Here is an 11,952-nt window from a genome sequence, read left to right on the forward strand (position 1 = left end):
ACCGCCGCCCGGACCAGCGGAATCTCTTACTGATGGTTTCAGAATGAGGTTCGGAGTGGTCTCAAGCAGGTCATGTTGCAGGCGAGTTGGAGCATTCCGAGGTGAAGGTCGGCTCGTATCTCGTAGCGGATGCGGAGTCGTTTGAACTGGTGGAGCCAGGCGAAGGTGCGCTCGACGACCCAGCGGGGCCTGCCCAGCCGGAGCCGTGTGGGGTGCCGCGGCGAGCGATCCTCGGTGTGATCCCGCGGGCCCGGACGAGGCGCCGGTACTTGTCGAAGTCGTAGCCACGGTCGGCGAACAGCTCCGCCAAGCCCCTGCACCGAACTCATTCTGAAACGATCAGTAAGTGAACCGGCGAACCCACGCGGCCAGGCAGCAAACTCAGATCCACCCCAACTTGGCCGCCTTCACGGCCAGTTCGAAGCGGCTGCCCGCACCGATCCGGGCCAGTAGCTCGGCTACCATGCGCCGCTCCGTGCGCACCGATACGCCGAGGGCCCGGGCCACGGCCTCGTCCTTGTCGCCGTGCGCGAGCATGCGCAGCAATTCCCGTTCCTGGGGAGTCGGCTCCGGCCCGGCCGGGCCCTCGCAGGGCGGTGTCATCGGCTCGGCGTCCTTCCAGTACGCCTCGAAGAGCGCCTCCAGCGCCCTGATCACGGGCGGCGTACGGATCAGCAGGGCGGTGGGCTGCCCGTTCACGGGATTGCCCGGGATGACGGCTTCCTCGTGGTCGACGATCAGCAGCCGCATCGGCAGTGACGGCGCGAGGCGGATCTCGCTGCCGTAGCTCCTGGCCCACTGGACGTAGTCGGCGGTGGCCCGGTCATTGGTGATGCTCTGCAGATAGAGGCTGCGGAATTTCACTCCGCGCAGCATCGCCTGTTCGTTCAGCGACTGTCCCGCCGCGATCGCCTCCGTGGGCAGCGAGCCGCCCGGTTGGAAGGAGTCCGCCTGGCGCGCGCAGCGTGTGGCGAGCGTCTCCAGCCGGGTGCGAATCCGGTCGAGCCCCATCAGCAGCTCCGTACCGTCGGAGGCAGACACGACGGTCGCGTCGGCCGAGGCGTACTCGGTGGCGAGCGTCGCCAGCGCCGTACGGGTCTGAGCCAGCCGCTCCTGGCGCAGAGCCAGATCCTCTTGCTCGCGCTGCAGCATCAGCTCCAAGCCCAGATCGGGGCTGACCGCCCGGAGCAGATCGGGCTGTTCCCAGGAAGGGCGCAGCAGTGCCATGGCCGTCAGGCGCTCGATCGCCCTGCGCACCTGTGGTTCGGGCATGCCGAGCCTGTCGGCCAGGCGCATCCGGTCGTGCTCGTCATGGAGCAGTATGGCCCGGTATACCGCGAGATCTCCGCCATCGAGCGTAGGCGGCTCATCCATGGCGGTTCTCCCTGAACCGGCGGCGGCGTGGGGCTGCCTCGCTTCCCGGGGCGCCGGGGGAGGGGCGGCCGTCGCGGGCGGGCCGTCCGAAGGCCGGGGGTCGGTGAGCCCGGGCAGGAAGCCGATGGGGCATCGCAGACCTGCCGAACGGCTCTGGTCGGTGGCAGGTTCCCATGCTCTCCCTCAAAACCGGTCGCAGGAAGTCCGGTGCCATCGTCCTGTGCCCCGTCGGCGCGGGCCAGGCTATTTACGGTCGAGCCCCGTCACTCCCGCGATGCCCTGCTGTGGCAGGCAGTTGCATGGCAACGGGATGCCACAGGAGTGGCCTTACGGTCTTTTCTGCCCGGTGCTTCTCTGTTCACTGCGTTGAGGCCATCGGCCGGTCCAGGCCGCTCGCCTCCGGCAGCGCAAAGGAGAGAACATGAAGATCACCGGACGATGTCTGCCCGTAGCCCCGGCCCCGCTCGCCGCGATGTTCGGCACCCGTGGCGTCGTCGGCGCACCAGGGCATGGCGCACCGGCGCTTCGCGCGACGTCCGCACAGGCCGCCGACGCGATACCCGACGACTTCATCTGGCCGCGCGCCTCTGCGTCACCGAGCACCGGTGGCGGAAGCGCCCGGGATGTCTGAGCCCGCGCCTTCTTCGCAGGCTCGCGTGGCACTGCTCCTCCACGGACACGGCCCTGTCGGGCGCCGGGTGTGCGCCAGGCTGACAGCCGACGGTACGGCGGTGGCGGTCGCCTGCCCCTCCGCCGATCAAGTCGCCTTATTTGTCCGGGAGTTCGCGGCGGCACCCGCCGTAGCCCTGCCCTATGAACTCGCGCCCGGCGACACCGGGGCGACGCAACGGATGTTGGCCGAAGTGACGGCCGAACTGGGCCGGATCGACTGCCTCGTGGACCTGCTGCCAGGTGACGCGCCCGACTTCCCCGTCGCCGACGCCGTACGCCGCACCATGCTCGGCGCCGGAAATCAGGCCCGCATCGTGCTGGTGACATCCCCGAGGCATGCCCGGGAGACGGCCCGGTGGGTCCGGGCGGCCATTACGGCCCACGTCAAGGTCAACGCCCTCGTCGCCTTGGACGGCACACCGGCCGAGCACATCGCGGGCGCCGTCCTGCTCCTCCTCGCCGCGGACGCGCAGGGCATCAGCGGGCAGCTCATCGAAGTGGGCGCATCCGACGGGCTGTGTTGAACACCACGCACGCCCCCCGCCCGACCGATCCCGACAAGGAAGGACCACAGGTGGACTATTCGGCATGCCCTGTGACAAGCGGTGAACACGTCCAGCGCTTGCCACGGCCCGACCTGCGCCCCGGCGTGCTGCGCTACCGAGGCTTCCGCCTGACAGGCCGCACTCCGTGCAGACATCTGGAGCTGCCCACCGACGCGGTCTCGGTGACCCTCCTGCTCGGGGGAAGCGTACGCATGGGCGACACTCCCGGCGGCCCGTTCCCCACCAAGGCGTACACCGCTCCGGTGAGCGGACTGCGGACGGGTGCCCTGCTCAGCGAGCACGACTCCGGGCTGGTCGGCGTCGAGATCGAGATGACACCGTGGACGGCCTACCGGCTGTTCCGCATCCCGATGAGCGAACTCCTCAACATCGTGCGGGAGATGTCCGACCTCACCGGTGAACCTGGATATCTCGCCGACGGCCTGTCGGCGGCGCTGGCAGCCCGACCCGACTGGCATGGCCGGTTCGACCTGCTGGACGCGGCACTCTCCGCGCTCCTGCCGCCGGGCCCGAGTCACGCGCCGTCCGTCGCCCGCGCCTGGCGGCACCTGGTGCAGCACCCGGGAGCCTCCATCGCCCAGCTGGCGCACGATGTCGGCTGGAGCCAGAGCCAGCTCGAACGCCGCTTCGTGGAGCAGACAGGCGTGACGCCCAAGGTGGCAGCCCGCATCATGCGGCTGCGTCGCAGCCTGCGTCTGCTCTCCGACGGGCACTCCGCCGCCGAGGCCGCGCTGCTGGCCGGCTATTACGACCAAGCGCACTTCAGCCGCGAATGCAAGACAATGACCGGATTCCCGGCGCGCATTCTGCGAGGGCGTCGGGAGCACTCCGATTTTTTACAAGACCGCAGCCGCGTGCGACCGGCACAGTGTGCATCGCCGGAACTCGCCCGGTAGGAAGGCCGCAGGTTTCCCGGCCGGTACCGGAAAGGAAACGTGCGGCATCGAACCCGTCCCGACGACCACAGGAAGTGGTGGCATGTTCAAGAAGCTCGAAGCCGTCGGCAGTGCCCTGCTGGAACGTCTCGTGCCCCGTGTCGACGCCTCGGCATGCGGCACGAACTGCTGGAACGACTGCTGGCAGTGCGCTCACTCCGCCTGCAAGGTGAACACGTGCACCGGCGCGCTCACCTGCCTGTCCGGCAACTGCTGAACCCCCATCATGCGGTGCGGCGGGCCGGCACACCCCGGCCCGCCGCACCGCAAGGCCCGCTCCCATGAATCGACCTGAACCCACGGGAGGGAATTCAATGCCGTATGCGGCAATAGGGATCCGCTGCCTCATCGGAATTATCTTTCTGACGTCCGCCATCAGCAAATCGGTCGGACGGCAGGCATTTCCCTCCTTCGTGGCCTCCCTGCGTGACATGAGACTGCTCCCGCCGCAGACCGTGACCGCGGTCGGCGGCTGCGTGGTGCTCGCGGAATTCACCTCCTGCACCCTGCTGCTGATGCCCCACCGTCTCCTGCCCGCCGCCGGACTGGGGCTGGCGGCCCTGCTGCTCACGGTGTTCACCGCGGCCATCGCGGTCACCGTGCGCCGGGGGAGCCGCACCCCCTGCCGCTGCTTCGGGGCCTCGACCACACCGCTCGGCCCCCGCCATCTCATACGCAACACCGTCCTCGCCGCGCTCGCCGTCCTCGGCGCGCTCTGGACCGTCGGGGCCGGATACCCGACGGCCCTGAGCCGGTCCGTCGTACCCGCCGGGCTCGGCCTGTTGCTGGGAGGGCTGGTCACGGTCCTTGACGACCTCGTCGCGCTCTTCCACCCCACCCAGCACGGCCCAGGCGCCGCTCGACAGCGTCCGGCCCGACCTAAGGAGAATCATGATGCCGTTCCTCATCCCGGCCCTGGTGCTGGTGGGCGCCCTGTGCGTGCTGGATCTCATTCTCACCCTGGGCGTCGTGAAGAGGCTGCGTGACCACACCGCGCTGCTCGCCAACACCTCGGCCGTCGACACGTACACCATCAACGTCGGCGAGCACGTGGGCGAGTTCACCTCCTCCAGCGTGGACGGCGAGGAGGTGACCCACCAACTGCCCGAGGAAGACACCCTGGTGGCGTTCTTCTCCCCGACCTGCGGGCCGTGCAAGGACAAGCTGCCCAAGTTCGTGGAGCACGTGGAGCGCCGCGGCATCGCCCGCGAGCGGGTACTGGTGGCCATCGTCGGTGACGCCGAGGAGTCCCGCGGGTTCATCGAGCAGCTGAGCCCCGTCGCCCGAGTGGTCTCCGAGCGGTCGGACGGCCTGCTCACCGCCGCCTTCAAGGTGAAGGCGTTCCCCACCGTGCTGACGGTCTCGCCCGACGGCGTCGGCGGCACCGTGGTCACCGACAACGACGTGCGGCTGGACGCGCCCGCCGCCCTGGCGGCATGACCACCACCCGTCCGGGCGTCCGGCGCCTCGCGGCCGCGTTCACCCTCGCCCGGCACGCCGCGCCCGGGGCCCTGGCCCTGTACGTGACCCTCAACGTGGCCGCCGGACTCCTCCCCGTGGCGGCGGCCTGGCTGACGAAGCGGACACTCGACGGGCTGGTGCAGGGCTCCTCCTACGGCTCGCTGATCACCTCGGGCCTGGGCCTCGGGGCGGCCGGTGTCATCGCCGGCCTGCTCCCGCACCTCACCTCCTTCGTACGGGCCGAGCTGGAACGCGCCGTCGGACTCCTCGCCCAGGACCGGCTGTTCGGCGCGGTCAACGAACTCGTGGGGCTCCGCCGGTTCGAGGACCCCGACTTCCTGGACCGGCTGCGGCTCGCCCAGCAGGCGGGCCGCGTGTCGCCGAACCAAGCAGTCGACGGCGTCCTCGGCGTCCTGCGGGCCGTCGTCACCGTCAACGGCTTCCTCGTCACGCTGATCGTGATCAGCCCGGTCATGGGGGTGCTGGTGCTGCTGGCCGGCGTACCCGCGCTCCTCGCGGAGATCGGTATTTCGCGGCGGCGGGCGCGGATGTTCTGGGACATCGGCCCGGCCGAACGCCGCGAGACCTTCTACAGCGAACTCCTGGGCACCGTGCGGTCCGCCAAGGAGGTGCGGCTGTTCGGGACCGGCGATTTCCTGCGCGGCCGGATGCTGACCGAGCGGCGCGCGGCGAACGCGGCCCGCCGCGCGGTCGACCGGCGCGAGGTCCGCGTACAGAGCGGACTGGGCCTGCTGGCCGCCGCGGTCTCGGGGGCCGGTCTGCTCTGGTCGGTGACGGCGGCACGGTCCGGCACCCTCTCCATCGGCGACATCACCGTCTTCGTCGCCTCGGTCGCGGGCGTGCAGAGCGCCCTGACCTCGATGGCGGGCGACGTGGCCCGCTCGCACCAGGCACTGCTGATGCTGGACCACTACGCGGCCGTGACCACTGCCGGCCCCGACCTGCCCGTCCTCGTGCGCACCGTGGCCACGGCTCCGCTGCGGCAAGGCATCGAATTCCGCGACGTGTGGTTCAGGTACGCCGACCACCAGCCGTGGGTCCTGCGCGGACTCGATCTGCGCATCCCGCACGGCACCTCGCTGGCCCTCGTCGGCCTCAACGGGGCGGGTAAGTCCACGTTGATCAAACTCATTTGCCGGTTCTACGACCCGACGCGCGGCGCGGTGCTGTGGGACGGCGTGGACCTGCGGGAGATGGATCCGGCCCGGCTCCGCGAACGCATCGGTGCGGTGTTCCAGGACTTCATGCGCTACGACCTGACCGCGGCGGAGAACATCGCCCTCGGCGACCCCGCGGCGATGCACGACCGGGGCAGGATCCGGGTCGCCGCCGACCGGGCCGGCGTTCACGGCCAGGTCTCCCGCCTCCCGCGCGGATACAGCACCCTGCTCTCCCGCACGTTCGCCGACGGCACGGCGGACGGCGATACGGAAGCCGGGGTCGAGCTCTCCGGCGGACAGTGGCAACGACTCGCGCTCGCCCGGGCGTTCCTCCGCGACCAGCGGGACCTGATGATCCTCGACGAGCCCTCGGCAGGGCTGGACGCAGTGGCCGAACACGAGATCCACGAAGCCCTCAAGACCCACCGGGCCGGGCGGACCAGCGTGCTGGTCTCCCACCGGCTGGGCGCGGTGCGCCAAGCGGACCGGATCGTGGTCCTGGCGGACGGCCGGATCACGGAACAGGGCGACCACGCCGAGCTGATGGCGTGGGGTGGCGAGTACGCCAGACTCTTCTCGCTCCAGGCACACGGATACGGAGACGACGGCGACCACGAGCCCGGCCCCGAACTGCTCACGGGAGGCCGCTGATGACACCCGCCCGGCCAGGCCCCGCCCTGCCGGACCTGCGCCACCCCTCCCGCCGGCGGCGCCGCTCCCGGGTGGCGCGGGGCGCGCTCCTCATGTCCGCGACGGCCCTGGCTGCCGGCGCCGCGCTGACCGGGCCGACGCTCGGATGGGCGTGGGGCGCGCTGCTGGGAACCCCGGCCGCGCTCCTGGGCACCGCGCTCGCGGCCGCCCGTCTCCTCGGACGCCGCGTCGTCCGAGTGACCGTACGCGGCCGCAGTATGGAGCCCGGCTACCACGACGGCGACCAGGTCCTCGTCGAGCGCGGTGCCACGCCCTCACCCGGGCACGTCGTGGTCATCGAACGCCAGGCACCAGAGGGACAATGGCGACAGCCTCCGCTGCGCCCGGCCGACGGGCCCGGTGAGGTGCAAGGCCGACACTGGATCATCAAGCGGGTCGCGGCGGTACCGGGAGACCCGGTTCCCCGGGCCGCCGTACCGGCATTGGCAACGGTGCCCGAACGACACGTGCCGGCCGGTCGGCTGGTTCTCCTCGGCGATAACCCCCAGGCCAGCCTCGACTCACGCCAGTACGGCTATTTCCCCGCGGCACGGGTCCTCGGCATCGTGCGCGCGTCAGCCGTCCCGGAAACGCCGCTGGTCAACACACCGAGCCAGCCAGGCAGTTCGGCGCGCCGCTGACCGAGTGGGCAGCCCAGGGGTTGGCCCACCGCGGCGGCAGGGCCTTCAGTTCCTCGGTGATCAGCAGGTCGGGGGCGAACGCCATTCCAGTGAAGTGCCGGCGAGTTCGAGTGACAGCACACCGTACAGACGGGTCCAGAAGGACAGCGCGCGATGCAGCGCCGCGGCTGTCGCCGGATGGCCGCCGGCCCACTCGCGGTGGTCCTCCAGGTGGGTGTCGAAGGGCGTCGCCGGGCTGTCCGCCGACAGCCCCTCGCAGGCTTCGAGCAGCACCGTCATCACCTCGGACGAGTCGCGGTGATGTCGTCGGGCGCGTGATAGCCGGGGACGGGCGTGCCGTAGATGAGGAAGTACTGCTGCGGGTCGCTGTGGGCCCATTCCCGGATGACGTCGGCCAGCCCACAGAGGCGATCTAACCGAAGAGATAACCGATAACGCCTTCGTGGTGGCCGAAGAACGAGGAGAGTCATGACCGACACCCGCACGTCCGTCTCGCTGAACTCACGGCCTTCCCGGCGCCGGACCTTAGTGATCGAGCGATGATCGGTCGTGGCGACGGACCCGCGAGGGCGGTTTGCCGTCGGGGGCTGAGTAGTGCCCCACGCGCTCGGCTGAGAATTGACAGTTTGTTACCCACTACCACTGGGTTCGCTGACGTCCGGCTGAAACGGTCGAAACCTGACAGGGCGCACATGCCACACGCCTCCGAATTCCGGACCGAGACGTATTTGCGTTAGAGCGCACGCTAACTCCTAGGTTCGGACGCATGCGATACATCAAACTCGGAACGACCGGGCTGGAAGTCTCCGCCATCACCCTCGGCTGTATGAGCTTCGGCGAGCCGGACCAGGGTGGTGAGCCATGGTCGCTGGGCGCGGACGCCAGCCGGGACATCATCAAGCAGGCCCTTGAGAGCGGTGTCAACTTCCTCGATACGGCCAATGGGTACAGCGCCGGAAGCAGCGAGGAGATCGTCGGCCGGGCGGTCAAAGACTTCGCCCGGCGCGAGGAGGTCGTTCTCTCCACCAAGGTATGGATGCGGATGCGACCCGGCCCGAACGGCGCCGGGCTGTCCCGCAAGGCGATCTTCGCCGAGCTCGACGCTTCCCTGAGGCGGCTGGGGACCGACTACATCGACCTGTACCAGATCCACCGCTGGGACTACGACACCCCGATCGAGGAAACCCTCGAGGCGCTGCACGACGCGGTCAAGTCCGGGAAGGTCCGCTACATCGGAGCCTCTTCCATGTACGCCTGGCAGTTCGCCAAGGCCCTGTACCTGGCTGACCTGAACGGCTGGACCCGGTTCGTGTCGATGCAGGACCACTACAACCTCATCCACCGGGAAGCAGAGCGGGAGATGCTCCCGCTCTGCGCCGACCAGGGCATCGGCGTGATCCCGTGGAGCCCGCTGGCGCGGGGCAGGCTGACGCGGGCCCGGGACACGGCCACGGCGCGTGCCGAGACCGACGCGGGCGGCAAGATCCTCTACCGCGACGAGGACCAGGCGGTGGCCGAGCGCGTCCATGAGATCGCGGGCAAGCGGGGTCTGTCCCCGGCCCAGGTCGCCCTGGCCTGGGTCATGAGCAACCCGGTGGTGACCTCGCCCATCGTCGGGGTCACCAAGCCGGCCCAGCTGGCCGACGCGGTCGCCGCGGTGGACGTCGAACTCGACGAAGACGAGGCCGCCTACTTGGAGGAGCCCTACCAGCCGCACGAGGCCGCCTACCTGGAGGAGTCCTTCTACAAGTCGCGCCCTGTGGCGGGCTCCCGGTAGTCCGGGCTACCGCCGGGCCTTCGACGAGTCCTTGGCCTCGGCCTTCACAGCCCTGTGGTCGGCCCAGCGGTGCTTGCGGGCGTTCTCTGAACTTGTCGGTTGGGCCCCTGGACCACCTCCGGAGCCTCGATAGAGTCGGGGTGATGACGGGGAACCGAGGCCGTTGGCCGAAGATCGATGAGGAACGCGGCGTCGAGGACGTGACGCTTCTGATCTTGGAGTGGCTGGGTGAGCAGGGTGTGAACGCCATGATCAGGATGGACGCCGAGAGACTGGCCGACAACGCGCCAGCGTGGACGTTCGCCGCCAGCGGCGGCCCGTTGGCGCATGGGATGCGAGCCGACGGGAGGACTGTTCAGCAGTGCATGTCTGTTGCTCTGGCCCGCCTGCGCGACTCCGGTCTGTCGGCTCCGTTCTGATCTTCGACCGCCTTTCCTGTATCTCGCCTTGAAGAACTCAGGTGGGGCGATTTGATTGAGGCCGCCCACGTCCTCAGCCAACCGCGGCCCCCGCCTGCCCGCGCCCGCCCGCCTCGGGCCCCGAGCCCAAAGAGCGGGGCCGTGTTCGTGCTCGGTGGCCTCGTCACGGCGGGGCCGGGGACCGGAGGCCGGCGGGGTGGGCGAAAATTCGGGTGAGATCGGCGCGAAGATGCGAAACACTCGCGCCGGCCGATGAGTCTTACCGGGCATGCCGGTCTCTTCCTACAATCACACCCACGTTCGTGCCGACAGCCCCTGGCTGCGAGGCGACTGAGCCCAGGAACCCCAGCGAGGTGCTGCCATGACAGCTGCGATTCAAGAACGACCGGCCGTGCAGGCGGGCCGCATACCGACCGTGGTGCGGCTGCTGGTGCTGGCCACATTCGTGGTGATCCTCAACGAGACGATCTTGATCAATGCCATCCCGCGGTTGATGGAGTCGTTGCACATCACCCAGCAGTCGGCGCAGTGGGTGTCCACGGCGTTCATGCTGACCATGGCCGCCGTGATTCCGGTCACCGGCTGGTTCCTGCAGCGGGTCACCACCCGCCAGGCCTACGCCATCGCGATGGGAGTGTTCCTCGCGGGTACCGCTCTGTCGGCCGTCGCGCCCTCCTTCGAGGTGCTGCTGCTGGGGCGGGTCGTGCAGGCCGCAGGTACGGCCGTGATGATGCCCCTGCTGATGACCACGTTGATGATCGTGGTGCCCGAGCAGGACCGCGGCCGGGTGATGGGCAACGTCACCCTGGCGATCTCGGTGGCGCCCGCGCTCGGACCTGCGGTGTCCGGGCTGATCCTGCAGGCCGGCTCCTGGCGGATGCTGTTCGTGGTCGTCCTGCCGATCGCGGCTCTGGTGACCCTGCTCGGGCTGCGCAAGGTGGACAACATCAGCGAGCCGCAGGTGAGCGCCATCGACTGGCTCAGTGTTTCCGTGGCGGCACTCGGCTTCGGCGGCCTGGTGTACGGCCTGAGCCTCCTCGGCGAGACGGACAGCAGGTTCGGGCTCGGCATCGGCATCGTCATCGCCGGGGTCGCGGCCATCGCGGCTTTCGTGATCCGCCAGCTCAAGCTGCAACGCACCGGCACGCCCCTGATGGACCTGCGAACCCTCGGACACCGCACCTATGGCCTTTCTCTGGCCCTCATCTCCGTCGGTTTCCTGGCGATGCTCGGGTCGATGATCCTTCTGCCGCTGTACCTGCAGAACGTGCGCGGGCTCAGTCCGCTGGAGACCGGCTTGCTGGTCATGCCGGGCGGTCTGGCCATGGGACTGCTCGGACCGACCGTGGGAAAGCTGTTCGACCGGTTCGGCAGCCGGCCGCTGGTGCTCCCTGGCTCGATCGGATTGGTGCTCGCCCTCTGCGGTTTCACCCAGGTCTCGATGACGATGCCGTACTGGCAGGTGCTCGGACTGCACGCGCTGCTGATGGTGAGCCTGGCGGCGACGTTCACCCCCGTCTTCACGCTCGGCATGGGCGCGCTCCCTCCACATCTGTACTCCCACGGCAGCTCGATGCTCGGGACGTTGCAGCAGGTCGCCGCCGCGTTGGGGACCGCACTCGTGGTGACCGTGATGTCCGCGCGCACCGGCGACCTGCTCGCCGACGGCGCCGCCGCCGCGCCCGCCGAGCTGAGCGGAATGAAGCTGGCCTTCGGCGTCGCCGCCGCTCTCAGCGTGGTGACGATCATCATTGCCGCGAAACTGCCGCGCCGGATCGCTGCCGCCGCCCAGGACGACAGCGCCGCGGACCAACTCATCGGATCATGAGGACTGGGCGGAGCGAACTCCCGCCCCTCTCGTCACGAGCAAACCGCTCCGCCTGCGCCGGCCACCCACCGGAACGCACGGCGGCATCCAGGAGCTTGCACCCTCAGCGGCTCCGCTGAGAAGGCGCGCCCTTTTTCCTCCGGCGTCATCGTCAACCATTGCCGCCAAGCCCCCAGAGGCCCCTCGGGAGCAATCCCGAGGGGCCTCTTCGGCTTTCGTCGCGTAACGCTCCATATCGCCGACGCGACGTCGAGGAAACGCACTCAGCTATCTGCTGATGTGCGCACGACTACCGATGCACACATCCCGATGGCGTCACGGCCCTCAAATCCGCCGTGAGTCCCGAACGGGTCATCTCCGCCGCGCAGAGCGGTGATCCGGCCGCGCTCGTCGCCGTCCGGGCCCCGG

Annotated in this window: 12 protein-coding genes and 2 pseudogenes; 11 read left to right on the plus strand and 3 right to left on the minus strand. The window is 69.5% G+C overall.

The features are described 5' to 3' along the window. Positions 1-38 precede the first annotated feature (38 nt). Both CFW40_RS34365 and CFW40_RS34370 read right to left on the minus strand, forming a co-directional pair. A pseudogene (locus CFW40_RS34365) lies at positions 39-304 on the minus strand (transposase); the annotation flags it as partial. Between the two features lie 77 nt (positions 305-381). Continuing rightward, a complete protein-coding gene (locus tag CFW40_RS34370; protein WP_088801616.1) occupies positions 382-1,374 on the minus strand; it encodes a LuxR C-terminal-related transcriptional regulator in 993 nt (330 codons plus the stop codon). Positions 1,375-1,795: 421 nt separating this feature from the next. On the opposite strand from CFW40_RS34370, the gene CFW40_RS34375 reads away from it, so the two are divergent. The 8 genes from CFW40_RS34375 to CFW40_RS34405 all read left to right on the plus strand — a co-directional run bounded on the left by CFW40_RS34375 (position 1,796) and on the right by CFW40_RS34405 (position 7,520). Then, positions 1,796-2,005 (plus strand): hypothetical protein, encoded by a 210-nt coding sequence (locus CFW40_RS34375; protein ID WP_088801618.1) that lies wholly within the window; start codon positions 1,796-1,798, stop codon positions 2,003-2,005. Positions 2,006-2,030: 25 nt separating this feature from the next. Next, on the plus strand, positions 2,031-2,570 hold the full coding sequence (locus CFW40_RS34380) for a hypothetical protein (RefSeq protein ID WP_093649341.1): 540 nt from the start codon (positions 2,031-2,033) through the stop codon (positions 2,568-2,570). Between the two features lie 98 nt (positions 2,571-2,668). Next, complete coding sequence (locus CFW40_RS34385; RefSeq protein ID WP_143034509.1) at positions 2,669-3,508, plus strand: AraC family transcriptional regulator; 840 nt, start codon at positions 2,669-2,671, stop codon at positions 3,506-3,508. An 82-nt stretch (positions 3,509-3,590) separates the two neighbouring features. Next, positions 3,591-3,764, plus strand: a complete 174-nt coding sequence (locus CFW40_RS37410; RefSeq protein WP_176956290.1) for a hypothetical protein — start codon at positions 3,591-3,593, stop codon at positions 3,762-3,764. Between the two features lie 97 nt (positions 3,765-3,861). Then, positions 3,862-4,533 carry a MauE/DoxX family redox-associated membrane protein gene (locus CFW40_RS39080; protein WP_176956289.1) on the plus strand — a complete coding sequence of 224 codons (672 nt, stop codon included), beginning with the start codon at positions 3,862-3,864 and terminating at the stop codon, positions 4,531-4,533. Next, on the plus strand, positions 4,439-4,987 hold the full coding sequence (locus tag CFW40_RS34395; RefSeq protein ID WP_088801626.1) for a redoxin domain-containing protein: 549 nt from the start codon (positions 4,439-4,441) through the stop codon (positions 4,985-4,987). The genes CFW40_RS39080 and CFW40_RS34395 overlap by 95 nt, the downstream gene beginning before the upstream one ends. After that, positions 4,984-6,840, plus strand: a complete 1,857-nt coding sequence (locus CFW40_RS34400; RefSeq protein ID WP_088801628.1) for an ABC transporter ATP-binding protein — start codon at positions 4,984-4,986, stop codon at positions 6,838-6,840. Before CFW40_RS34395 ends, CFW40_RS34400 begins: the two co-directional genes overlap by 4 nt. Beyond that, positions 6,840-7,520 (plus strand): S26 family signal peptidase, encoded by a 681-nt coding sequence (locus CFW40_RS34405; RefSeq protein ID WP_256331117.1) that lies wholly within the window; start codon positions 6,840-6,842, stop codon positions 7,518-7,520. The genes CFW40_RS34400 and CFW40_RS34405 overlap by 1 nt, the downstream gene beginning before the upstream one ends. On the opposite strand, the pseudogene CFW40_RS34410 reads toward CFW40_RS34405, so the two are convergent. Further along, positions 7,480-7,921: pseudogene (locus CFW40_RS34410) on the minus strand (TetR-like C-terminal domain-containing protein); the annotation flags it as partial. The gene CFW40_RS34405 and the pseudogene CFW40_RS34410 sit on opposite strands and share 41 nt — an antisense overlap. Positions 7,922-8,286: 365 nt before the next feature. Between CFW40_RS34410 and CFW40_RS34415 the strand changes: the two are divergent. The 3 genes from CFW40_RS34415 (at position 8,287) to CFW40_RS34425 (ending at position 11,544) form a co-directional block, all read left to right on the plus strand. Beyond that, positions 8,287-9,297 (plus strand): aldo/keto reductase, encoded by a 1,011-nt coding sequence (locus CFW40_RS34415; RefSeq protein WP_088801630.1) that lies wholly within the window; start codon positions 8,287-8,289, stop codon positions 9,295-9,297. Between the two features lie 143 nt (positions 9,298-9,440). After that, positions 9,441-9,716 carry a hypothetical protein gene (locus CFW40_RS34420; RefSeq protein ID WP_088802552.1) on the plus strand — a complete coding sequence of 92 codons (276 nt, stop codon included), beginning with the start codon at positions 9,441-9,443 and terminating at the stop codon, positions 9,714-9,716. 361 nt (positions 9,717-10,077) lie between these two features. Then, entirely contained in the window at positions 10,078-11,544 is a 1,467-nt protein-coding gene (locus CFW40_RS34425; RefSeq protein ID WP_088801631.1) for an MDR family MFS transporter, read from the plus strand. Positions 11,545-11,952: the final 408 nt, after the last annotated feature.

Origin of the sequence: Streptomyces sp. 2114.4 (genome assembly GCF_900187385.1) — a bacterium.
Classification (GTDB): Bacteria; Actinomycetota; Actinomycetes; order Streptomycetales; family Streptomycetaceae; genus Streptomyces; species Streptomyces mooreae.

What these genes read in the sequence shown, in the direction of transcription:
- CFW40_RS34405 (WP_256331117.1), top strand. Translation starts at nt 6,840, where the DNA reads ATGACACCCGCCCGGCCAGGCCCCGCCCTGCCGGACCTGCGCCACCCC.
- CFW40_RS34420 (WP_088802552.1), top strand. Translation starts at nt 9,441, where the DNA reads ATGACGGGGAACCGAGGCCGTTGGCCGAAGATCGATGAGGAACGCGGC.
- CFW40_RS34415 (WP_088801630.1), top strand. Translation starts at nt 8,287, where the DNA reads ATGCGATACATCAAACTCGGAACGACCGGGCTGGAAGTCTCCGCCATC.
- CFW40_RS34400 (WP_088801628.1), top strand. Translation starts at nt 4,984, where the DNA reads ATGACCACCACCCGTCCGGGCGTCCGGCGCCTCGCGGCCGCGTTCACC.
- CFW40_RS34375 (WP_088801618.1), top strand. Translation starts at nt 1,796, where the DNA reads ATGAAGATCACCGGACGATGTCTGCCCGTAGCCCCGGCCCCGCTCGCC.
- CFW40_RS34425 (WP_088801631.1), top strand. Translation starts at nt 10,078, where the DNA reads ATGACAGCTGCGATTCAAGAACGACCGGCCGTGCAGGCGGGCCGCATA.
- CFW40_RS34370 (WP_088801616.1), bottom strand. Translation starts at nt 1,374, where the DNA reads ATGGATGAGCCGCCTACGCTCGATGGCGGAGATCTCGCGGTATACCGG.
- CFW40_RS37410 (WP_176956290.1), top strand. Translation starts at nt 3,591, where the DNA reads ATGTTCAAGAAGCTCGAAGCCGTCGGCAGTGCCCTGCTGGAACGTCTC.
- CFW40_RS39080 (WP_176956289.1), top strand. Translation starts at nt 3,862, where the DNA reads ATGCCGTATGCGGCAATAGGGATCCGCTGCCTCATCGGAATTATCTTT.
- CFW40_RS34395 (WP_088801626.1), top strand. Translation starts at nt 4,439, where the DNA reads ATGATGCCGTTCCTCATCCCGGCCCTGGTGCTGGTGGGCGCCCTGTGC.